Origin of the sequence: Ruegeria sp. TM1040 (genome assembly GCF_000014065.1) — a bacterium.
In the GTDB taxonomy this organism is placed as follows: Bacteria; Pseudomonadota; Alphaproteobacteria; order Rhodobacterales; family Rhodobacteraceae; genus Epibacterium.
Genome location: NC_008044.1, coordinates 2,045,793 through 2,068,025 on the forward strand (window position 1 = coordinate 2,045,793; position 22,233 = coordinate 2,068,025).

Here is a 22,233-nt window from a genome sequence, read left to right on the forward strand (position 1 = left end):
GCGCCCCTAGCCATCAGGCGCGGCGCCCTTGCGCAGGCGCGGGATCGCGGTTCCCTCACGCGCCCTCTTCCAGACCGGTAAGCGCGGCCGCGAATTCTTCGGGATCGAACGGCGAGAGGTCATCGATCTGCTCACCCACGCCGATCGCATGAATCGGCAGACCGAATTTGTCGGCGAGCGCCACCAGAACGCCCCCTTTGGCGGTGCCGTCGAGCTTGGTCATCACAAGCCCCGAAACATCCGCTAGCTGGCGGAAGGTCTCGACTTGCGACAGCGCATTCTGCCCGGTGGTCGCATCCAGAACCAACAGCGTGTTGTGCGGCGCATTGGGATCTTTCTTGCGAATGACCCGCACGATTTTTGCCAGCTCTTCCATGAGGTCCGCGCGGTTTTGCAGGCGTCCGGCGGTGTCGATCATCAAAAGATCCGCCCCGTCGGCCTCGGCTTTGGTCATGGCATCAAAGGCAAGGCTGGCGGGATCCGATCCTTCGGGCGCGGTCAAGACCGGCACCCCGGCGCGGTCGCCCCAGACCTGCAGCTGTTCCACAGCGGCGGCGCGGAACGTGTCACCCGCGGCAATCACCACGGATTTTCCAGCCGCACGGAACTGGCTTGCCAGCTTGCCGATGGTGGTGGTCTTGCCAGAGCCGTTGACGCCCACGACCAGCACCACCTGCGGCTTGGAGGGATAGAGCGGCATCGGACGGGCCACTGGCTCCATCACGCGGGCAATTTCGGCTGCCAGAAGCTCGCGGATTTCGCGGCCCGAGACCCGACGCCCCATACGCCCTTCTGCGATATTTGCCGTAACGCGCAACGCGGTGTCGACGCCCATATCAGAGGCGATGAGCATCTCCTCAAGGCTCTCCAGCATATCGTCATCCAGCACCCGGCGCGGCTCGGAGGGCTTGGTGCGCCCCATGAGCCGCCCCAATAGGCCGGGTCTGGAGGCCTCCGGCGCCTCTGCAGGGGCGGATGGTACGATCGGAGCTGGCGCGGACGTGGACGCCCGTGCCGCCGGCGCCTCAATAGGCTCAGGACCCGGCGCGCGCTCTGCGGGCTGCGCTGCAGGCGCCGCCGGAGACGCCGTTTCCGGGGCAGGATCTGGCGCCTGTTCAGGGGCGACCGCCCCCTCTTCAACAATCGCATCCACCTCTTTTCCGAGGCGGGACGAGGATTTCAGCAGCCGCTCCTTGAGCTTTGAGAAAAGCGCCATCTGGGTCTCCGCAGGGTCGTTTGACCTTCACCTAATGTGCTTTGACACAGGATGCAAAGCGCAATGAGGTCTTTCACAAGATAAGCACTGCAAAAAACAATGCCTGCGCGCCCCAGTAAAGAAGCCAGATCACGGGGGCTGTCAGACGGCGCGCAGGATGCGCCGGAGGCAGAACAAAGGTCTCAACCGCGAGCACCATATCCGAGATCATGAACATGACCGCCGCGCACCAAATGAGCGGCGTGGGCAGGGTCAATGCTGCCAGCCCCATGGCGACAATCACGGGCACATAGGCCATGACCTGAACGCGCATCTCGCCCGCGAAACGCGCCAAGAGCGACATCATGGCCAAGGCAACACCCGCGAGCGCAATCACCGCCCAGCCCGCTGGCGCAGTCCAGAGCCGCGTTACATCCGCATCAGGCAGCGAGAGGAACAGCCCCACATAGGCCAGATGACCCCCTGCAAAACTGCCAACACCCGCGAGAAAGGCACGTTCCCCCGGTCGCGACAAGGCCAGATCGCCAAAGGCACAAAGCCCCAGTGCCACCGCAAGCAGAGGCGTCGAAAGGCCCGCCACAAGAGCAAGGCTCAGAACCGACGCCGTCTTGAAACCAGAGCGCGACCAGCTTTCGTCTGCGTGAACCTGCCACAGATAGCCAAGCGCAAAACCGCCAGCCAGCAGCAGCGTGACGGTTTCAAGCATCATGGCGGATTCGTTTATCATCGCGGGGTCCCCAAAAGCATGTCGCGAGGGTGCGTCGACGGGGACACAAAGGTCAAAGCTGACCTTGCGCCACCCTTGGGCTACCCAAGCTGAAAAGCGGTCTTGGCTGGGCGCGATGCATGCGCCATGGTGGGCGCATGTTCAGCTATTCCCTTTCTCGCACCGCCCTAGTCTTGGGCCTCGCTCTTCTGAGTGCCGTGCCGCTCAGCGCCAATGATGCCGAAGAGTTCAACTCTTACACGCAGGGCCGCACCATCCATTTCAGTTGGGAAGGTCAGGCCTATGGCGCAGAGCGCTACCTGCCCGGCCAGCGCGTGATCTGGTCGTTTCTGGATGGCCGCTGCGTCACTGGCGAATGGTATATGCAGTCTGGTGACATCTGCTTTGTCTATGAGGATCGCCCAGAGCCGCAATGCTGGCGCTTTGACATCGGCGACAACGGTTTGAGCGTCTCCATCGCGCGCGACGACGGGTCGGTGCTGACGCTGAGAGAGCGCCTCTCCGTGCGTGACGAGATGGTTTGTCTCGGCCCCGAAGTCGGCGTCTGAGGCCCGCGCAGAAGCGAGGCGCTGCCTCGCGCTCCGGGATATTTTTTGTTAGAAGAAAGCCCTGCCTGTCAGAATAGAGAGCCCTGCTCTCCGGGCGTTTTGGGCGCCTTCGGGGCCGCCGGTTTGGGCGCGGATTTCTTTGTGGTGCTGGGGGCGCTGGCGACATCAAACGTGCCGTCAGCAAATTCGATAGAGAGTTCAGCGGCCTTCCGGGCGCCTTCGGTGGATGTGACCAGGGCCGCGCCATCGCGCACCACAGCATACCCGCGACGCAACGTGGCCTTGTAGCTCAGAATATCAAGCTGTCGCGCCGTGGCTGACAGACGATCAATCTGGCGGTCGATGCGGCTGCTTTGGGCAGTGTTAAGGCGCTTGGTGATGCGGTCCAGCGCGTCTCGTTTGCGCCCCAGATCCTGAGTGATCGGGCGTAGGGTGAGACGCGAAGAAAGGTTTTTGAGCTTGTCCTGACGGCTGGAAACAAGACCGCGCAGGGTGGCGGGTCTGAGGGAGGCGGCGCGGTCGCTGAGCGTGAGTTTGCGCCGTTGCACGCCCGAAATCAGCGCATTGGGCAGCCGGTCAGAGACTCTGTCGAGCCGCTGGCGCGGGGTTTCCAAGAGCGTATCCGGGCGCGGCAGAGCGCGCGCCATATCTCCGAGCCGCTGGCGGCGCAGCTGCACCGCGCGGCTGGCGGCATTGGCCATGCGCGCGCCCTGATTTTCGACCCAGCCCAACAACTCGAGCCGCACGGGCACCGCGTGTTCTGCCGCCGCCGTGGGCGTGGGGGCACGCAGATCCGAAACGTAGTCGATCAGCGTGGTATCCGTCTCATGGCCCACCGCCGAAATCAGCGGGATGTCACTTGCGGCGGTGGCGCGGGCGACGATCTCCTCGTTAAAACCCCAGAGGTCCTCGATGGACCCGCCGCCGCGCGCGACAATGATCAGGTCCGGCCGGGGCAAGGCGCCGCCGGGCGTCAGAGCGTTGAACCCATCGATGGCGCGCGCCACCTCGGGGGCCGAGTTGCTGCCCTGCACGGCCACGGGCCAGACCAGCACCTTGCGCGGGAAGCGATCCCGAAGCCGATGCAGGATGTCACGGATCACAGCGCCTGAAGGCGACGTGATGACGCCGATGATCCCCGGCAGATAGGGCAGCGGTTTCTTGCGCTCGGGTGCAAACAGCCCTTCAGCGGCCAGTTGCGCCTTGCGCTTTTCCAAGAGCGCCATCAGCGCGCCCTGGCCTGCAACCGCGACCTCATCGACATTCATATTGTATTTGGATTGTCCGCCAAAGGCCGTGAGGCGCCCGGTCACCACCACCTCAAGCCCTTCTTCGGGCACCACGGACAGTCCCGAAATCTGGCCCTTCCAGGTCGTGCAGGCCAGCACCGAGCGATCATCCTTGATGTCGTAATAAAGATGACCGGAGCGCGCCTTGAACACACGCCCGACCTCGCCCCGCACGCGGATGCGGCCAAAGGTGCCCTCAAGCGTGCGTTTGACCTCGCCGGAAATCTCGGAGACGGAAAACTCCGGTGCGTTCTGGCCCGGGGTTGGATCATCAAGGAGGTCGGACATCGAAAAGAAGGCTCCGGTTTGATCAGAGGAGGGGGGTGTCGGCTCCGACACCTGCCACCAGAGGGCGCCCCCGGCAAGGGTGTTCTTGTTTATGGGACGCACTCAGCATAGAACGCCCATCAACCAAGGCCAAGCAGATCGGAGAATGGCTCATGAATATCCTCATCCTCGGCAGCGGCGGGCGGGAACATGCACTTGCCTGGGCGGTGATGCAGAACCCCAAATGCGACCGGCTCATTGTGGCGCCGGGCAATGCGGGTATCGCCCAGATCGCCGACTGCGCCAGCCTCAACGCCGAGGATGGCGGCGCGGTTGTGACATTCGCCGAGGAAAACGCCATTGATTTTGTGATCGTCGGCCCCGAGGCGCCTTTGGCCGCCGGTGTGGCAGACCGGTTGCGCGATGCGGGCATTCTGGTCTTTGGTCCCTCTGAGGCCGCCGCCCGGCTGGAGGCTTCCAAAAGCTTCACCAAGGAGATCTGCGACGCGGCCAATGCGCCCACTGCGGGCTATGGCCACTTCACTGATGCCGAGGCGGCCAAGGCCCATGTCCGTGCCAACGGCGCGCCGATTGTGGTCAAGGCCGATGGTCTGGCCGCAGGCAAGGGCGTGATCGTGGCGATGGACGAGCAGACTGCGCTCGATGCCATCGACGATATGTTCGGCGGTGCCTTTGGTGGGGCGGGCGCAGAGGTTGTCATCGAGGAATTCATGGAAGGTGAAGAGGCATCGCTCTTTGTGCTCTGTGATGGTGAGGAAATCCTGTCCATCGGTACCGCACAGGACCACAAGCGCGTCGGCGAAGGCGACACTGGCCTAAATACCGGCGGCATGGGGGCTTATTCTCCTGCACCGGTTCTGAGCGCCGAGGTTGAAGCCAAGGCCATGGAAGAGATCGTGAAGCCCACCATGCGGGTGATGGCCGAGCGTGGCATGCCCTACCAAGGCGTGCTCTATGCAGGCCTGATGATCAAGGACGGCCAGCCGCGTCTGGTGGAATATAACGTCCGCTTTGGCGATCCCGAATGTCAGGTGCTGATGATGCGCCTTGGCGCGCAGGCCCTGGACCTGATGCAAGCCGCAGCCGAAGGTCGCCTTGCGGACGCCCGCGTCAACTGGGCTGATGACCACGCGATCACGGTGGTGATGGCTGCGGCAGGCTATCCGGGAAGCTATGAAAAAGGCAGCGAGATCAAGGGCCTTGATGCTCTGCCCGAAGACAGCATGAATATGGTCTTTCACGCAGGGACCAAGGCCGATGGCGACAAGATCCTCGCCAATGGTGGCCGGGTGCTGAATGTGACTGCACGGGGCGAGAGCCTCTCTGAGGCGCGCGATCGCGCCTATGCCATGGTCGATCAGATCGACTGGCCCGAGGGCTTCGTGCGCCGCGACATCGGCTGGCGCGCGCTTTGACCCCGCGATGAATCGCACACCGGTTCAGATTGCCCCGGACAGCCCGCAGTTGCGGGAGGTTCTGGACCTGATCCGGCAGTGCTTTGCCTATATGGACGGGCGGGTTGATCCGCCCTCCTCCATGCACCGCCTCACGCTCGAGGCGCTCTCCAAACAGGCGGTGGCGGGCGAAGTCTGGGCCATTGGCGCGCCTGTTGTGGCCTCGGTAGTGCTGACACCGCGCCTCGATGTGCTCTATCTGGGCAAACTTGCGGTCGTGGAAGATCTGCGCGGTCTTGGGCTGGCCCGCACCCTTGTGGAACTCGCCCTCGCGCGGGCGCGCTCCATGGGGCTGAATGCGGTAGAATTGCAGACGCGGATCGAGCTGGTCGAGAACCACGAAGCCTTTGCACGTCTTGGTTTTGAGCGGTGCGGCACCACCACGCACAGCGGCTATGACCGACCTCAATCACGATGCGCCGCAGCGTCCATTAGTTGGCCGCGCAGGCGAGCGTGGCGCGAAGCCCTTTTTCCGCATCAAACGGCCCCAGATCGCGCGAGATCACGGCCCCACCTTCAAGGCGCGACGTGATGATGCGCGACCAACCCGCACTGACGGTGATGAGCTCCGGCCCCGCACCACAGTCGCGCAGGCCGGAGGTGATGAAATCCTGCCCGATCTTGTGATTGGTCAACCCCGTGGCAGAGGCGACCTCCACCAGATTGTGGCCCTCATAGCGCCAGATCCGCAAGGTCTTGGCCAGATGTGGGCGGTCGATATAGGCAATCTCGATGTGCCCGTCCCCATCCAGATCCGCCGCCCCGATCGGGGCCAGCCAGCGATTGCGCTGGCCAATATGAGGGGTGGCGGCGCGCTTATTGCCCTCGGCATCGTAGACTGCCAATTGCGCACCCCGACTCATATCTGTCTCGATGACGACAACTTCGGGCAGACCATCTCCGGTGACATCCCAGAGGCGCGGCTCCAGATCCTCAAAGACATGGGTCAGCGGCAGCTTGATCTCCAGCGTCTGAGTGGCGGTGCTGCCGGTCTCGACGCGGCGGATCAGCAGGCTGCCGTATTCCACGTCATCGCCAAGAACAGCATGCCCATAGCGGGTGGTCGGCTCGGAAAACTCGGCGCCCAGAACGCGCCAGTGTTCACGCGCGGCGCCGGGTGCCGCCTGCGCCAGCACCGCCAGCGACACAGACAGAATCTGCGCCGCGCGGCGTAGAATCGGGGGCAACACGCGCGCCCGAAGCCGCCGCGCTTTGCCCCCAGATCCCATCAGATCTGCTTTTCAGGCATGTGAACCACCAGACCATCCAGCGCATCGGTCACCTTGATCTGGCAGGTCAGGCGCGACCGCGCAGCATCGGGCTCAAAGGCAAAGTCCAGCATGTCCTCTTCCATGTCGTCCTTTGCGGGCAGTTTTTCCACCCAGTCCGGAGCGATATAGACGTGACAGGTAGAACAGGCGCAAGCGCCGCCGCAATCGGCTTCGATCCCCGGAATATTATTGTCACGCGCACCTTCCATCACGGTCAGCCCGTTGGCGACGTCGACCACATGTTCAGTCCCGTTGTGCTCGATGTAGGTGATTTTTGCCATGATCCGTCTTCCCTTTTTCGGTACTCGATAACGTGTGTAGCGTTGACGCCTGCACCGTGCCAGCCCCATTTCACAGATCCCGCGCGTCGCTGGCGATTTCGATCTGCTTTTTCTGGATCAGCTTCGAGCCAGAGCTATGGTCAAAGCCGCGTTGACACGCTTTGCCTGCGCTGCGAATTGGTCTAGCGTGGGCGCAAACCGGGACAAGGCCTGCGCTGCGCCAAATCTCGCCCCCAAGACCAAGGACTCGCCAGAGCACATGCCTGCATCGCCGTCTCAGCACCCTGCTGCCTCCGGGCTGCGGTCTGCGTCCCGCTCGGCCTTCTCCCCCATCGGCTCGCCGCTGCCTTCTGCGCTTCGACGACACGCATTGCTGTGGGTTGCTGCGGCACTGCTTGCGGGTTGCATGACCCCAGCCCCGTTTGAACGGGTGGGCCGACCCGCGCCCCCCGGCGCGCCGCCCGGCACCTGCTGGGAGCCGGTGATCATTCCCGCCCGCATCGAGACGATCACCGAACAGGTGATGGTTTCCCCGGCAGAAGCGGGCACCGATGGCAATGCCGGCAAACCGGCGGTTTTTGCCACCGAAACCCGCCAGGTCATCACCCGCCCGCGCGAAGAAACCTATTTTCAAACCCCCTGCCCCGAGGAATTGACGCCGGAATATATCTCCTCGCTGCAGCGGGCGCTGGCGGCGCGCGGGCTCTATGTGGGAGACATCACCGGCAGGCTCGACGTCGATACCCGCGCGGCCGTGCGCGCGTATCAGCAGTCACTGGACATCCAGAGCGACACGCTTTCGCTGCAGGCCGCGCGCAGCCTGGGGCTGAGCGCCGTCGCATTGGATGATTAAAACGCACGCAGGCCCACCGCCACCGTCAGCGCAAACATTCAAGATCCCACCTGCCAGCTTGCGCGGGCGCGATTAGCCGCTTACAACCCCGGGGCCAGTATCACTCATCTGCCCCTCGGAGATTTCTCATGGCTGCCGCTCCTCTCCCTGCCTCCAGCTTTCTGTCCGGGGCCTCGGAGCGCCTGCGGGCCATGCTCGACAGCCAAGCCACAGATGTTCATCTCGAAACGGGCGATGTGCTCTTTGAGCGCGGCGACGAGGGCGACGCGCTTTATGCGATCATCTCTGGCGCTCTTGAGATCTCCACCCTTTCCGCAGCGGGGCGCAAGCTCTCGCTTGATATGATGCGCCCGGGGGCGATCTTTGGTGAGATCGCAATGTTCGATCCCGGCGAGCGCACCGCCACCGCCACCGCCGCTGAACCAAGCCACCTGCGCCGCCTGCGTCACAGGGACGTGCTGGCGCAGTTGACCAAGCATCCCGAACTTGCGGGTGATATGCTGAAGCTCGCGGGGCAGCGCATGCGCTGGATGAATACACAACTCAATGAGCAAGTGTTCCTCCCCATGCCGGTGCGTCTGGCGCGCAAGCTCCTCTATCTCACGCCCGCGGATGGCAACGGCCAGCTGAGCCTCTCGCAATCGGAACTGGCCGAATTCGTCGGCGCCACCCGCGAAGCGGTCTCAAAGACCCTGTCGAACTGGCGCAAGGCGGGCCTCATCGAGATCAGCCGCGGAGGACTGCACCTCAAAGATCGCGGCGGGCTGGCGGTTCTGGCCGACCCCGAAGGCATCTAAACACCCCAACCGCACACCCTGAGCGGCATCACGCGCCCTTTTGGGGCAGTTTTGCGGTCGGTCTTTAGAAGTCTCCAGGCGCCCAAAAGGCTCTCTTCAAGCGCGGCAAGCGCGCAGACGGCACATTGGTCTCATCAACACGGAGACCAGACATGACCGACACATCCCACATCCGCTCGCGCAAAGATGGTTCCATCGACACCGCCTATTAGCGCAGCCAGGCCGCCCATGACGCCGCCCGTAACGTGACCAAAGGCTCGTGCCGTGCGGTGTCACGCCTAGCGATCCTCGTTGCGATGCTGCCCCTTCTGGGCCGCTGGACCTGACGCGCGATCCGCAAATGCCCCTTGCCGCCAGCGGCGCGGCGGCGAAACACACAAGACAAACGAAACACATCTTTGAAACGCGAGGTCTTCTGCCACACTGGAGGAATGAGGATTGCGTTCGAGGACTATGAAATCGACACTGCGCGCTTTGAAGCCGGAGTGCTGAAACCGACGCCTCCGATGCACAGCCCCAAAACCCGCCGACGCCCACGCCCGAACGCGCCTTCACGCAGCCGGTGGTTGCGGTTTTGCCCTTTCGCGTCCTTCACTTTGCCGAGCCCGAAGAGACGGTCTTTGCCGAGGGCATCTCGGAGGACATCACAACCGAGCTATCGCGGTTTCATGCCATTCGGATCACATCCCGGATGTCGTCCTTTCAGTTTAATGCCTCAGAGCGACCAGCTCAGGAGATCGCAACAACGCTCGGGGCGGACTTCATTCTGTCAGGAACGGTGCGCCGCGCATTGAACCGTATCCGAGTCGTGGTCGAACTCTATGAGACGCTGGAAGATCGGCAAATCTGGTCCGAGCGCTTCGACCGTGCCGACGCCGACATATTCGCGGTCCTCGACGAGATTTCCGGCCTTGTCGCTGCCTGCATGACAGGCGAGGTTCAACTGGCCGAGACCCGGCGGACAAAGGCCAAAGCCGGCCAAGACCTAACCGCCTATGAGGCGCTTCTTGTCGGGCAGGACCTGCACAAAAGCGGTGATATCAGCCCACGCGTGGCCACACGTGCGGTCGCAGCCTTTTCAGAGGCGATCGACGCGGCGCCCGACTTTGCACGCGCCTACGCCTGGCGGGCCTGTTCCTTCTCACGCACGTGGGATTTCCCGGTGCGGCAAGATCAGTTCGATCAGGTTTCACAGGATGTCTTCAAGGCGCTGGAGTTCGACCCGGCAGAGGCGGAGGCTCATCGTATCGCAGGCGCCGTCTGTCGTGCGCTGCATGAGTTTGACCGCGCGACTTTGCATATCGAAAAGGCGCTCGAGCTTAATGCGAGTGATGCCCATATCGCCGCGAAATCGGCCGAGCATTTTGCGTTTATCGGACAGCCCCAGCGCGCGCATGACCTCATCAACAAGGCGATGGCGCTCAACCCGATGTTCTCGGGCTGGTACTGGGAAATTATTGCCCTCGCCGACTATGTGGCGAGCCAATATGAGGAGGCGCTTGCCGCAATCACGCGCGCTGCGAGCCCGACATTCGCCGGGTTTGCCTATCAGGTAGGCTCCCTCTTGGCGTTGGGCCGTACCGAGGAGGCCAAAGAAGCGGTTGCGCTTTTGAAAGCGCAATATCCAGACGTGACGCTTGCCGTTTATCAGCGCGACGGGCGCCGCTTTGCCTTTGCAGACGGCCAACCACAAAAGGTTTGAACAGGCCCTCATGCGCTCCGGCCTGACCTGAGGCTTTTGCTCTTTGCTTGGTCTGAGCCTTCCGTGGCGCGTCCCGCTTTCAAGGCCCAACTCATGAGCCCCCAAATGGGATCACAAAAAAACACGAACTGCTCAAAAAAAATGCAATGAATGTAACCTGTTTCACAGTCCCCGCCCACGGCCTCTGACATAACGCGGACAAGGCGGTCATTCTCCTATCCATCCCAATGATCGTCCGTCCCATCGAGAGCCATGTGTCCGCCCGACGCATGGCTCTTTTGGTATTGCGAGCAGTCTCTTCTGTGCTGTCTTTCAAGAAAACGGCCGACCCCTTGGGGCCGGCCGGTCTTGTTTCTTAGATGCCCCGACTTGAGGCAAATGCCGTTGGCACGCGAGATCAGTCCTCAAGATTGAGCGCGACAAAGCGCGGCTCACCAGCACGGCGCACCATCAGGAAGATCGATTTGCGGCCGCCTTCTTCGGCAGCGGCGATCTGCGCTTCGAGATCGGCAATCGAAGAGAGCTTGTTCTGGCCTGCCTCAGTGATCACGTCGCCTGCACGCAGACCTTTTTCCCACGCGCCAGAGGTCTCATCCACGGAGAGGATCACCAGACCAGTGGTGCCCGCATCGAGGTTCAGATCCTCGCGCATGTCGTCGCGCACAACGCCCACGGTCAGCCCGAGGAGCTCTTTTTCGCCTTCATCCGGAACGGCTTCAGCGCCGCCACCTTCGGTGCCGTTGCCCACCGCATCTTCGCGACGTCCCAGCGTGACGCGGATCGTCTCGGTTTTGCCATCGCGGAACACCACGACACGCACGGTCTTGCCGACTTCGGTGTCGCCCACGCGACGCACGAGATCGCGGGTGTCTTTCACCTCAAACCCGTCAAAGCTGGTGATGACGTCGCGTGCCAGGAGACCAGCCTCTTTGGCGGGACCTTCGGGGACATCGGTGATCAGCACACCTTCGTCGCTCGCCAGCCCGATCGCTTCGGCCAGATCATCGGTGACGTCCTGAATGCGCACGCCAAGCCAACCCCGGCGGGTTTCCCCGAACTCCTTGAGCTGGCTCACCACTTTGGTCACTACATTTGACGCCATGGAGAAGCCGATCCCGATGGAGCCGCCGTTCGGCGACAGGATTGCGGTGTTCACGCCAACGACTTCGCCATCCATGTTAAAGAGTGGACCGCCCGAGTTGCCACGGTTGATGGCCGCATCGGTCTGAATGTAGTCGTCATAAGAGCCCGAAAGCGCCCGGTTGCGTGCAGATACGATCCCTGCCGAGAGCGAAAATCCCTGCCCCAGCGGGTTACCCATGGCGACAACCCAGTCGCCCACGCGCGCCTTGTCGCTGTCACCGAACTTCACAAAGCTCAGCGGCATCGGCGCGTCCACTTTCAACAGCGCAATATCGGTGTTGGGATCGGTGCCAACAACAGTGGCTGGCAGCAGGTCAGCAGGCTGGCCTTCACCGGGGAAGAACTCGATTTCGATCTCGTCAGCCCCCTCGATCACATGGTTGTTGGTGACGATGTAGCCGTCTTCCGAGATCACGAACCCCGAGCCAAGCGCCGAGGAACGACGTGGCCGCGTGCCGCCGCCGTTGCGGTCCTGGAACTCGCGAAAGAAATCCTCAAACGGGGAGCCCTCGGGCACGATCCCCTGCGGGCCAGTGCGGCCCTCGACCACGGTCGACGTGGTGATATTGACCACCGCCGGGCTGACTTTTTCGGCCAGTGGCGCGAGGCTTTCGGGACGGGCCGCCGCCGAAAGCGACTGCATGACCAACAGCGCGGTCCCGAGGACGCTGATCCAGAACAAGCGCCAGCCGCTGTGCGCCCCCTCATGGACGCGCGCACGGCCTATTGCCTTGGATGATGAGATTGGATGCACGGACATACTCCTTGAATTGGCCTGTCAACTCTGTCTCCGCCCGCCCCATCGCGAAAGGGGAAAGGGGGCACCCATGCCTCAGGCGCGACGCCGACGCGGGCGCAACGCATTGGGGGTGCGACTAGATGCGACTAATGTAGCCTCTCTGCGCGCATCCGCAATGGGGCTCACTGTCATCTCAATTTGACGTGAAGGCCGGTGAAGGCCGCGCGACTGCGCCGATGGGGCAACAGACCGGCGCGCGCTGAAGTTGAGATGCGGTTTGCATCGGGTCGAGGTGCAGCGCGCCCATCACATCGCCCGATCAGACTGCCCGGTCACACCGCCCTCAGGCGCTCCCCGATTGAAGGGGCCGCCTCCGAGGGAGACCTGCCGCCCTCGCGCGTTGTCTCGCGACGACGTCTCGCGTAGCGTCGGCGCAGATCATTTCAAAAGGCGGACCATGCCAAGCGTCACTCTTTCCTATAAAACCCAAGATTTCATCGAAGCGCAGAAGCTCTCCACGCGCCAGAGTTGGCGCGACAAGAAACGGTGGGCGCTTTTGGCCCTCGGGAGCGTGGCGGCGGTTGCTCTCCTGACCTTTACAACTGAACCTCCGCAACGGGGCGAGATGCTCAAGATCGCATCTCTCCTGATGCCATCGGCGCTTATCGGCGGGCTCTGGTTGTCTCAGAGGGTATCCATTGCGCTTCACGGCAGGCGGGCGCTGACGGCGTCCCCCGCTCTGAGATCGGAATTTACCTATGAGGTTCAGCCAGAGGGCCTGATTCAACGCAGCCAACACGGCGAGGCGATCGTGAAATGGACCGAGGTTCAGGCCGTCTCTGAGGATCGCAAGAGCTGGCTGATCTACCCGGCTTTTTTGCCTGCTCAGAGCTACCTGCTGCCCAAAAGATGTCTCACAGCCGACTTCCAAGAGGCGCTCAAGGCGCAGCTTATGGCGGCGGGCGCTCCAAGAAAATAGCGCCTTCCGTCGGCAACGGTCCTTCGTCCAAGGCCCGAACGATGTGCGCCAGAGACACAAAAAAGGCCGCCCAACTGGGCGGCCTTTTCAATGCTTTATGCCAAGCAGCTTATTGCTGCACGCGGCCTGCACCATCGGAAGACTTCAGGTAGTTGAAGAACTCATTGTCCGGCGACAGCACCAGCGAGGAGTTCCCCCCCTGAAGCGCGCGCGCATAGGCGGTGAGGCTACGATAGAATTCAAAGAACTCCGGGTCCGCGCCATAGGCCTCTGCAAAGATGTTGTTGCGCTCGGCATCCGCTTCACCGCGGATAACCTCGGCTTCTCGCTCCGCCTCAGACACAAGCTCCACCTCGGTACGATCCGCCTGCGCACGTACACGCTGCGCGGCTTCTTCACCGCGGGCGATCTCGTCAGCGGCTTCGCGTTCACGCTCGGCGCGCATCCGGGCAAAGGTCGCCTCAAGGTTTGCTTGCGGCAGGTCAGTGCGTTTCAGGCGCACGTCGATGACCTCGAGCCCCAGATCCCGCGCCTGCGCAATCGCGCCATTGCGGATCCGCAGCATCAGCGCCGCACGGTCCGACGACAGAATATCGTTGGAGCTCACAGTACCCAGAACCTCGCGGGTCTGGTCGCGCATGATGTTGTCAAGACGGCTCTCGGCAGCGGCTTCGCTGCCAACGCCGACCGCTTCGCGGAAGCGACGTACATCGGTGATGCGGTAGCGTGCAAAAGCGTCCACGACAAGGCGGCGGTCATCCAGCGGCGTCACTTCGAGCGGCCCGACTTCGAGGCTGAGGATACGGTCGTCATATTTCACGACTTCGTCCACAAACGGAAGCTTGAAGGCCAGACCGGGGTCTTCCTGCACGTTCACGACACGACCAAAGCGCAGAACCAGCGCCTTCTCACGCTCGTCCACGATAAAGAGCGAGGACAGTGCGCCCACGACAATAGCGCCCAGAAGGACGAGAAGAATAACAGAGCGATTCATCAGTTGCTCCCTCCGGAACGACGGATTTCATTGAGCGGCAGATACGGCACGATGCCCTGTCCGCCTTCGCTCCCGGCGTTGTCATCAAGGATGATCTTGTCCACGCGGCTCAGCACGTCCTCCATGGTTTCCAGATAGAGACGCTTGCGCGTCACTTCCGGTGCCTTCTCGTATTCCGACAGAACGGCCGTAAAGCGCGAGGCCTCACCCTGCGCCTGGTTCACGACCTGCGCGCGGTAGGCTTCTGCTTCTTCGAGTGTCTGTGCGGCCTGACCACGCGCCGCCGCGAGTTTGCGGTTGGCATAAGCGTCAGCCTGCTTTTCCAGACGGTCTCGTTCCTGACCGGCAGACTGAACTTCGCGGAAGGCGTCTTTTACCGGTTCAGGCGGATCGGCCCCGTCAAAGTTGACCCGGACGATGTTCACGCCTGCGTCATAGCTGTCGAGGGTGGACTGGATCAGCTCTTCGAGGCGCTGCGAAATGAGACCGCGGTCACGGTTCAAGATCGGCGCCAGCTGCGATTGTGCAATGATCTCTCGCATCGCGGATTCAGACACGGCCTGAATGGTCGCCTTTGGATCGCGCAAGTTAAAGAGGAATTTGTCGGGCTCGTTGATGTTCCAGACCACTTGGAAGTCGACGTCGATGATGTTCTCATCGCCCGTCAGCATCAGACCCGCATCAGAGCCGCGCGCGCCTGCGCCAATGCTCTCGGTCTGTTCCACGCTGACCGGGACTACCTCATAGGTGACCACAGGCCAGGGTGCGAAGTTCAGACCCGGATTGCCCACCGCGGAGAACTCGCCAAGGAACAGCTCGACGGATTTCTCTTCGGTCTTTACGGTGTAGAAGCTGTTGTAACCCCAGAGGAAAACCGCAGCGACCGCGCCGAGCATCAGCCCGCCTTTGGTGAACAAGGGGCTGCCGCCAGAGCCACCGCCCTGCGGTCCCTGCCCGTTGCCGCCATTGCCGCCACGGCCGCCCATCAGGACGCGCAGCTGCTCTTGGCCTTTCTTCACCAGCTCGTCGATCTCGGGGATCTGGCCATCATCAGGACGCCGGCCACCGCCGCCGCCTCCGTTGTTGCCGCCGTTGTTTCCCCGGTTGCCTCCGCCGCCGGAGGAACCGCCGCCCCCCCAGGGGCCACCACTGTTCCCAGCCATAAGTCTCCTATCCATCTCTCCCCGCTGATACAGCGGATATTGCCCTGTAACCTGTGGTCACGGCGCTGAAATTCAAGATCAGCGTCGCGACCAAACTCTGAAATTGGTTCAGATCGTCCGCACAGGGGTTTTTAGCGTCACCAATTCTTCCGACATGGTCGGGTGAACCGCAACAGTGCGGTCGAAATCTTCCTTGGTTGCCCCCATTTTTACGGCAATCCCCGCCAATTGGATCATCTCACCGGCGCCCGGTGCGACAATGTGACAGCCCAGCACCTTGCGGGTCGCCTGACTCACGATCAGCTTCATGAGCACTCTCTGCGCCCGCCCGGCAAAGCTCTGCTGCATCGGTTTGAAAGAGGTCGCGTAGACCTCGATGGTTTCCTGTTTGGCCGCTTCTTCTTCGCTGAGGCCAACGGTGCCCATCTCTGGCTGCGTGAAAATAGCGGTCGGGATCAGATCGTGATCGGGGCTGGTGGGGTTGCCGTTGAACACGGTTTCCACAAAGGCCATGCCCTCGCGGATCGCCACCGGTGTGAGGTTCACCCGGTCGGTCACATCGCCGATGGCATAGACCGACGGCACAGCTGTCTGGCTGTATTGATCCACCTCGATCTCGCCGCCCCTGCCACGCGCGATGCCCAGCTCCTCCAGCCCGAGGTTGTCGGCATTGGGTTTGCGTCCGGTGGCAAACATCACCTGATCGAACAGCCCCTCGTCGCCATTGGTGGCCTTGACCCAGATCTTGTCGCCCTCGCGGCGCATCTCCAGCACGTTGGTTCCGAGCTTGAGATCGATGCCGGACTGGATCATCTCCTGCGCCACAAGGCCGCGTGCCTCGTCATCAAAACCACGCAGGATCTGGGCGCCGCGGTAGTACTGCGTGGTCTTGACGCCAAGACCATTCATGATGCCCGCAAATTCTGAGGCAATATAGCCGCCCCCCACGATGAGAATGCTCTCGGGGAGCTTCTCGAGATGGAACATCTCGTTCGAGGTGATCGCCAGCTCCGACCCCGGAAACTCCGGCACCCAAGGACGGCCGCCGGTGGCAATCAGGATGTGTTTGGCGGTCTTGCGCGTCCCGTCCGACAATTCAACCGTATGGGCATCGGCAAGTTTGGCGCGCGCATCAAAGCTCTCCACGCCGGAGTTCTTCAGAAGGTTGCGATAGATCCCCTCAAGGCGGTCCAGCTCGGTGTTGAGCTTCTGCTTGAAGTGATCCCAATCAAAGCCCTTGTTCTCCAGATCCCAGCCATAGGCGCGGCCGTCTTCGACCATACCGGAGTATTCCGACGCAAAGACCATCAGCTTTTTGGGGACACAGCCCCGGATGACGCAGGTGCCGCCATAGCGGTCCTCTTCGGCCAGCGCCACCGATGCGCCGCCTGCCGCGGCAACCCGCGCCGCGCGCACCCCACCGGAGCCACCTCCAATGACAAATAGATCGTAATCAAAGCTCATATGCGTCGCCCTTCTTATATCTTGCGCGAGGTATCCCACAGCGCGCGGTGAATTGCCAGACTCGCAAGTGGGGCTCAGGTCGGCGTTTTCAAACAGATGCAGGCGGTTGTCTCGCGAAACCGTGAAAGAGGCGTGAACGCCCCGCGCGCTAGTTTCCCTCGCGCCACTCAGGCCAGTACCGATCCAGAGCCAGCTGTACCCGTGCGACCTCAGGATCGGCTGGGTTTGCACATTTCGGATCAAGGGACACAGTTTTAAAGGTCAGATCGTAGCGCGCCCCCAGCGGCACCTGTGCCCGCACACGCAGCCGCGCATATCCGGTGAGCATACTCTTTGGAAAGTAGGTGACAGACACGACATCCGCCCAGCGCAGCGCGTTGACCGTCCCTTCCTTCCTCGCCCAAAATGTACCCCAGCCGCTCCCCCGCGAGTACGTTCTCCCGTAATGTATGCCCCAGGCGTTCACGCGCAAAAAGCGATCGTTCCACGAGCCTTCAGAGCTCAGCGCCATGATCGTCACAAAGCTCGCGATGCTCCAGATTTCACGCAGGTATTGAGGTCCAGAGAACCGCGCGAGGATACTCTCTGGCAGAAGGAAGGTCATAACCTGCGGAGTTGTGAGCAATAGAAGAAGAATGCCCCAATTGGGAACTTTGTCCCTCATCGGGACATCTGCGGTGGGTGACCCATCGTGCCCATCCGGCGTCTCGGAATACATCGGCGTCAAATCCAAAGTGCAAAATGCTAAAACTATTCCCGCTTTGGGTGCGCCACACATCGGCATCCTGTCAAGGCACATAGCCGCCCTGCAAAGCAAAACAGGGCCTTGAAACGGGCGTCCCCCTCCCCCAGATTGCGCCTCGCAGGGGACGACCCCGCCAATGGCTGCGCCGTGCAGGCGTGACCGTTGCCTCGTTATCGGGACGACCCGACCACAGACATGAGGTCGCCTATGCGCTCCCCCCTTGACCGTCTTCGTCACGCCCTGAGTTTCGAGATCATCGCCCTGTTGTTGATCGTCCCCCTTGGGGCCGCAGTGTTTCACTTTCCCCTGCACGCAATCGGGGCTGTCGGCATCGTCAGCGCCACGCTCGCGACCCTGTGGAACCTGATCTACAACTGGGGCTTTGATGCGATTTTGCAGCACTGGCGGGGTAGCACGCTCAAGACACCGATGCTCCGGGTGCTGCATGCGGTGCTCTTTGAAGGCGGGCTGCTCATCGTGCTGATGCCCTTCATCGCCTGGTATTTGCAGGTTTCGCTCTGGCAGGCCTTTGTGATGGATGTGGCCTTTGCGCTCTTTTACATGGTCTATGCGTTTGGGTTTAACTGGGCCTATGACCGCCTGTTTCCCCTGAAAGAATGGCAGGAGGACCACGCCGCGCAACACTAGGCTGCGGCGCCCCCACCAGAGCACACAGAGAGCCGCCCTAAACCTGGGGGCGGCGTATCTGCCTTCAGTCGTTCAAATCCGCAAAGAGATTGTCGGTCTCGACAAAATCGATCCGGTCCGTCTCGATAGTGCCCTCGTTGATGTCGCGCACCTCGACCTTGCCATCGCCATAGCCGATCACCACCGTGTCGCAGATGTCGATGAACAGCCCGTTCTCAACCACGCCGGGGATCTGGTTCAGCACCAACGCCAGCTGGCGCGGATTGCCGATCCGGTTGAGATGCAGATCAAGGATGTGATTGCCCTCGTCGGTCACATAGGGGCTGGCACCATTCATCCGCAACGTCGAGCTGCGCCCCATTACATCCATCGAGATCAGCGTCTCTTCCACCAGCGCCTGCGAGGTCTGCCAGCCAAAGGGGATTACCTCGATGGGCAGCGGGAAGGCCCCCAGCGTCTCCACTTCCTTGGCCTTGTCGGCGATCACCACCATCTGATCGGAGGCCGTCGCGACGATCTTTTCCTGCAAGAGCGCGCCTCCCCCGCCCTTGATGAGATTGAGTTCGCTGTCGAATTCATCCGCACCGTCAATCGTGAGGTCGAGCCAGCGCGCCTCATCCAGGGTGATCAGCTCAATCCCGACCTCGCGCGCCAGCTCGGCGGTACGGGCAGAGGTCGGCACGCCGGTGATCTTGAGCCCGTCCTCGCGCACCATTTCGCCAAGACACCGCACCAGCCACGCGGCGGTGGACCCGGTGCCCAGTCCGACACGCATGCCGTCCTCCACCAGCTCTGCCGCGCGTTTGGCAGCCACGAATTTCGCCTTGTCGATGGGGGATAGATCGCCGCTCATGGGAATGGACCTCCGCATTTTTGGATGTGGCATGGCGTCTGGACAAACCGCCCGCTGCCAGCCCGCCCGTTATAGGCGCTTTCCAAGTCTCGCGCGAGGGGCGATCTGCGTGCGCCGCGCTTGCCGCTCGGCAAGCGCGGCGCCGGTCGTTTCGGGGAACCCGAAGCGAAACACTCTCGGCGTCGTCGCGTCTTTGAAAATCCGTGATCGCCCCCATCACAACTGATTGGTTGCAACGGCGCGCCAAAATCATAGGGTGCGCAAGCGCGTTTCCTATCGGAAACGTCGGTTTCAATCACTCACCATCCGCGCCTCAGACCTAAGATCACATCATGACCAAAGTGCTTCGCCTACACTACGCGCCTGACAATGCCTCGCTCATCGTGCGACTGGCACTCGAAGAGCTTGGCCTGCCCTATGAATGCCAGCTGGTCGATCGCCGCAAAGCCGCCCAGAAAAGCGCGGCCTATCTGCAACTCAATCCCAATGGCACAATCCCGGTGCTCGAGACCCCGGATGGTCCCCTGTTTGAAACAGCGGCGATCCTGCTGTGGCTGGCGGACCAGAACGCCGCGCTGGCCCCGCAGCCCGGCTCCGCCCAGCGCGGCGCGTTCCTGACCTGGCTCTTTTGGTGCTCCAACACGCTGCACGCCGATCTGCGCCAGTATTTCTACCCTGAAAAAATCATTGGCCCCGAAGAGACCCATCAGGACCAGCTGCGCCGCGTGCTGCAGTCCCGCCTGCATCAGCATCTGGGTATGATCGACACAGCCCTTGTCAGAACGCCCGGCCTCACAGATGAGGCAGACCCGACGCTTCTTGATCTTTATCTGCCGTGCCTCCTGCGCTGGACCAAGCTCTACGCCAATCGCGGCCCGAAGCCTTGGTTCGACCTGACGTCCTACCCGGCGCTGCACGCTCTGTGCCACCGGGCCGAGGGCCGCGCCAGCACCAAGGCGGCACAGACCGCCGAGGGGCTTGGCCCCACGCCCTTTACCACCCCGAAATTTGCCACCCCTCCAGAAGGATCAGCCACCTAAATGTTCCTCTCCGTTTTTGACATGTTCAAAGTGGGCATCGGCCCGTCCTCCTCGCACACCATGGGCCCGATGGTGGCCGCGGCACGCTTTCTCGACATGATGCGGGCCTCGCCCTTTGACTTTCACGGGCTGCGCGCATCGCTGCACGGCTCGCTGGCCTTTACCGGCGTCGGCCATGCCACCGACCGCGCCACCATTCTCGGGCTTGCTGGCTTTTTGCCCGACACCTATGACGACGACAAAGCCGAGGCCGCGCTTGCGGCGATCACCGAGACCAAGACCATCGTGCTCGAGGATCTCGGCACGCTGCGCTTTGACCCCAAGGCGGATATGATATTTGACTATGATCACGCGCTTCCGGGCCACGCCAACGGCATGGTTCTGATGGCGCTGGATGCGCAGGGCGACGTGACCTTGCGGCAGGTGTTCTATTCCGTTGGCGGTGGCTTTGTGCTGACCGAGGAAGAGCTGGCACAGGGCAAGGCCACGGATGAAGGCGACCCCGTCCCCTACCCGTTCAAATCCGCCGCCGAGATGCTCGAGATGGCAAAGACCTCCGGGCTCTCGATCGCCCAGATGAAACGCGCCAATGAAGTCTCGCGCGGCTGCGAGCAGAGTTTTGCCAAGGGTACACAGCGCCTGTGGCAGGTAATGAACGACTGTATCAACCGCGGGCTGGAGCGTGACGGCATCCTGCCCGGCGGTCTGAGCGTGCGCCGCCGCGCCAAGGGTATCTATGATGCGCTGATGGCCGAGCGCGGCATGAACCTGACCGCGCCGCACACCATCAACGACTGGATGAGCGTCTATGCTATGGCCGTGAACGAGGAAAACGCCGCAGGCGGACAGGTCGTGACGGCCCCCACCAATGGCGCGGCGGGCGTCCTGCCAGCGGTGCTGCGCTATTACCTTGATCACGTGCCGGGCGCGTCGGAAAAACACATCGAGGATTTCCTGCTGACCGCAGCCGCCATTGGCGGGCTGGTCAAATACAACGCCTCGATCTCTGGCGCCGAAGCGGGTTGTCAGGCCGAAGTCGGCTCTGCCTCTGCCATGGCGGCGGCGGGGCTCTGTGCGGTGATGGGTGGCACGCCGGAACAGGTGGAGAACGCGGCCGAGATTGCGCTCGAACACCACCTCGGCATGACCTGCGACCCGGTCAAAGGGTTGGTTCAGGTGCCCTGCATCGAGCGCAACGGTCTCGGCGCGATCAAGGCGGTTTCGGCAGCGTCCCTGGCGCTGCGCGGCGACGGGCAGCATTTTGTGCCGCTGGATGCCGTCATCGAAACCATGCGCCAGACCGGGGCCGACATGCACGAGAAATACAAGGAAACCTCGCTTGGGGGCCTCGCCGTCAACGTCCCCAACTGCTGAGGCAGGCTCTCCCGCGCCATTCGCTGAGCGGGTGGCGCGGGCTTACCGCCGGATCATGGCTCTGCGGGGTTGCGCGCTGCCTCTGCCGCGATTTCATCTGCCAAATGCAGAAACGGCGCCTGTGACTGTTGGGCATAGGCCATGACCCAGGCGCCTTGCAGGCGGATATGCAGCGATTGCGCAACCGCGTCGGGCTGCGCCCGTCCGAGCCTGCGCGCTTCGCGCGCCAGCTCTGCGGTCCAGCGCGCATAGACCTCCTGCACCGCCTCTTGCAAGACTGGCGTGTCAGACGCCGCTTGCAACACGCTCAGCACCGGGCAGGCCTCGATGTGATCGACCTGCACCAGCGTCGCCGCCAGATCTCGGCAAGCTGCCTGTGCGCCCTCTTCAAAGGTCTCCGCCCCCTCAAAGGAGCGCTGCACCAGCGACTCGATCCACGCCCCCGCCCAACGTGTTGCCGCCGCCGCGAGCTCCGGCTTGCCGCCCGGAAAATGGTGATACAAAGAGCCTTTAGGCAGGCCCGCGGCGGTCAAGATCTCGGAGAGGCCCACCCCGGAATAGCCCTTGCGCCGAAAGAGTTTCGAGGCGGTCTTGATCAAGGTCAGGCGGGTGTCTGGCGTCTTCATGAAAAAGCAATAGCCACAGTAGACCGATTGGTCTACACC

The 22,233-nt window shown here is 62.3% G+C and carries 22 protein-coding genes; 10 read left to right on the forward strand and 12 right to left on the reverse strand.

Annotated elements, in window-relative coordinates; all coding sequences use genetic code 11:
- Window positions 1–55: 55 nt before the first annotated feature.
- Window positions 56–1,216 (reverse strand): signal recognition particle-docking protein FtsY, encoded by a 1,161-nt coding sequence (gene ftsY, locus TM1040_RS14125; RefSeq protein WP_011539268.1) that lies wholly within the window; start codon window positions 1,214–1,216, stop codon window positions 56–58.
- Window positions 1,217–1,289: 73 nt separating this feature from the next.
- A complete protein-coding gene (locus tag TM1040_RS14130; RefSeq protein ID WP_011539269.1) occupies window positions 1,290–1,943 on the reverse strand; it encodes a lysoplasmalogenase in 654 nt (217 codons plus the stop codon).
- Between the two features lie 137 nt (window positions 1,944–2,080).
- Between TM1040_RS14130 and TM1040_RS14135 the strand changes: the two genes are divergently transcribed.
- Window positions 2,081–2,491 (forward strand): hypothetical protein, encoded by a 411-nt coding sequence (locus TM1040_RS14135; protein WP_011539270.1) that lies wholly within the window; start codon window positions 2,081–2,083, stop codon window positions 2,489–2,491.
- Window positions 2,492–2,559: 68 nt separating this feature from the next.
- On the opposite strand, the gene xseA is transcribed toward TM1040_RS14135, so the two are convergent.
- Window positions 2,560–4,068 carry an exodeoxyribonuclease VII large subunit gene (gene xseA / locus TM1040_RS14140; RefSeq protein WP_011539271.1) on the reverse strand — a complete coding sequence of 503 codons (1,509 nt, stop codon included), beginning with the start codon at window positions 4,066–4,068 and terminating at the stop codon, window positions 2,560–2,562.
- 152 nt (window positions 4,069–4,220) lie between these two features.
- On the opposite strand from xseA, the gene purD reads away from it, so the two are divergent.
- Both purD and TM1040_RS14150 read left to right on the forward strand, forming a co-directional pair.
- Window positions 4,221–5,483, forward strand: coding sequence for a phosphoribosylamine--glycine ligase (purD, locus tag TM1040_RS14145; protein WP_011539272.1), 1,263 nt, complete (start codon window positions 4,221–4,223; stop codon window positions 5,481–5,483).
- Window positions 5,484–5,490: 7 nt separating this feature from the next.
- Window positions 5,491–6,054 carry a GNAT family N-acetyltransferase gene (locus TM1040_RS14150; protein WP_044026828.1) on the forward strand — a complete coding sequence of 188 codons (564 nt, stop codon included), beginning with the start codon at window positions 5,491–5,493 and terminating at the stop codon, window positions 6,052–6,054.
- Here the strand turns inward: TM1040_RS14150 and TM1040_RS14155 are convergent.
- Window positions 5,954–6,751, reverse strand: a complete 798-nt coding sequence (locus TM1040_RS14155; protein ID WP_011539273.1) for an FG-GAP repeat domain-containing protein — start codon at window positions 6,749–6,751, stop codon at window positions 5,954–5,956. The genes TM1040_RS14150 and TM1040_RS14155 overlap by 101 nt on opposite strands.
- On the reverse strand, window positions 6,751–7,074 hold the full coding sequence (locus TM1040_RS14160) for a 2Fe-2S iron-sulfur cluster-binding protein (protein ID WP_005680878.1): 324 nt from the start codon (window positions 7,072–7,074) through the stop codon (window positions 6,751–6,753). The genes TM1040_RS14155 and TM1040_RS14160 overlap by 1 nt, the downstream gene beginning before the upstream one ends.
- 406 nt (window positions 7,075–7,480) lie before the next feature.
- Between TM1040_RS14160 and TM1040_RS14165 the strand changes: the two genes are divergently transcribed.
- From TM1040_RS14165 to TM1040_RS14175, 3 genes are all read left to right on the forward strand, one after another.
- The gene (locus TM1040_RS14165) at window positions 7,481–7,927 is read left to right on the forward strand and encodes a peptidoglycan-binding domain-containing protein (RefSeq protein ID WP_011539275.1); all 447 of its coding nucleotides are present in this window, start codon (window positions 7,481–7,483) and stop codon (window positions 7,925–7,927) included.
- A 128-nt stretch (window positions 7,928–8,055) separates the two neighbouring features.
- Window positions 8,056–8,724, forward strand: a complete 669-nt coding sequence (locus TM1040_RS14170) for a Crp/Fnr family transcriptional regulator (protein WP_011539276.1) — start codon at window positions 8,056–8,058, stop codon at window positions 8,722–8,724.
- 574 nt (window positions 8,725–9,298) lie between these two features.
- A complete protein-coding gene (locus TM1040_RS14175) occupies window positions 9,299–10,426 on the forward strand; it encodes a tetratricopeptide repeat protein (protein ID WP_011539277.1) in 1,128 nt (375 codons plus the stop codon).
- Between the two features lie 397 nt (window positions 10,427–10,823).
- On the opposite strand, the gene TM1040_RS14185 is transcribed toward TM1040_RS14175, so the two are convergent.
- Window positions 10,824–12,329 (reverse strand): Do family serine endopeptidase, encoded by a 1,506-nt coding sequence (locus TM1040_RS14185; RefSeq protein ID WP_044026832.1) that lies wholly within the window; start codon window positions 12,327–12,329, stop codon window positions 10,824–10,826.
- A 436-nt stretch (window positions 12,330–12,765) separates the two neighbouring features.
- On the opposite strand from TM1040_RS14185, the gene TM1040_RS14190 reads away from it, so the two are divergent.
- Window positions 12,766–13,287 carry a YcxB family protein gene (locus TM1040_RS14190; RefSeq protein ID WP_011539279.1) on the forward strand — a complete coding sequence of 174 codons (522 nt, stop codon included), beginning with the start codon at window positions 12,766–12,768 and terminating at the stop codon, window positions 13,285–13,287.
- A gap of 109 nt (window positions 13,288–13,396) precedes the next feature.
- Here the strand turns inward: TM1040_RS14190 and hflC are convergent, their stop codons facing one another.
- The 4 genes from hflC to TM1040_RS14210 all read right to left on the reverse strand — a co-directional run bounded on the left by hflC (window position 13,397) and on the right by TM1040_RS14210 (window position 17,572).
- A complete protein-coding gene (gene hflC / locus TM1040_RS14195; protein WP_011539280.1) occupies window positions 13,397–14,281 on the reverse strand; it encodes a protease modulator HflC in 885 nt (294 codons plus the stop codon).
- Window positions 14,281–15,444: an FtsH protease activity modulator HflK gene (hflK, locus tag TM1040_RS14200; RefSeq protein ID WP_011539281.1), complete on the reverse strand. Its 1,164-nt coding sequence runs from the start codon at window positions 15,442–15,444 to the stop codon at window positions 14,281–14,283. The genes hflC and hflK overlap by 1 nt, the downstream gene beginning before the upstream one ends.
- Before the next feature lie 108 nt (window positions 15,445–15,552).
- Window positions 15,553–16,908, reverse strand: a complete 1,356-nt coding sequence (gene gor / locus TM1040_RS14205) for a glutathione-disulfide reductase (RefSeq protein WP_011539282.1) — start codon at window positions 16,906–16,908, stop codon at window positions 15,553–15,555.
- 148 nt (window positions 16,909–17,056) lie between these two features.
- A complete protein-coding gene (locus tag TM1040_RS14210) occupies window positions 17,057–17,572 on the reverse strand; it encodes a hypothetical protein (protein WP_254658829.1) in 516 nt (171 codons plus the stop codon).
- Between the two features lie 288 nt (window positions 17,573–17,860).
- Here TM1040_RS14210 and TM1040_RS14215 point away from each other — a divergent pair, with 288 nt between their 5' ends.
- Window positions 17,861–18,301, forward strand: coding sequence for a PACE efflux transporter (locus tag TM1040_RS14215; RefSeq protein WP_011539284.1), 441 nt, complete (start codon window positions 17,861–17,863; stop codon window positions 18,299–18,301).
- Between the two features lie 64 nt (window positions 18,302–18,365).
- Here the strand turns inward: TM1040_RS14215 and rpiA are convergent, their stop codons facing one another.
- Window positions 18,366–19,154, reverse strand: a complete 789-nt coding sequence (rpiA, locus tag TM1040_RS14220) for a ribose-5-phosphate isomerase RpiA (RefSeq protein WP_011539285.1) — start codon at window positions 19,152–19,154, stop codon at window positions 18,366–18,368.
- Window positions 19,155–19,486: 332 nt separating this feature from the next.
- Between rpiA and TM1040_RS14225 the strand changes: the two genes are divergently transcribed.
- Together TM1040_RS14225 and TM1040_RS14230 are read left to right on the forward strand one after the other, a co-directional pair.
- A complete protein-coding gene (locus TM1040_RS14225; protein ID WP_011539286.1) occupies window positions 19,487–20,194 on the forward strand; it encodes a glutathione S-transferase family protein in 708 nt (235 codons plus the stop codon).
- On the forward strand, window positions 20,195–21,568 hold the full coding sequence (locus tag TM1040_RS14230; RefSeq protein WP_011539287.1) for an L-serine ammonia-lyase: 1,374 nt from the start codon (window positions 20,195–20,197) through the stop codon (window positions 21,566–21,568).
- Window positions 21,569–21,621: 53 nt separating this feature from the next.
- Here TM1040_RS14230 and TM1040_RS14235 read toward each other — a convergent pair whose 3' ends face one another.
- Window positions 21,622–22,194, reverse strand: coding sequence for a TetR/AcrR family transcriptional regulator (locus TM1040_RS14235; RefSeq protein ID WP_011539288.1), 573 nt, complete (start codon window positions 22,192–22,194; stop codon window positions 21,622–21,624).
- Between the last annotated feature and the right edge of the window lie 39 nt (window positions 22,195–22,233).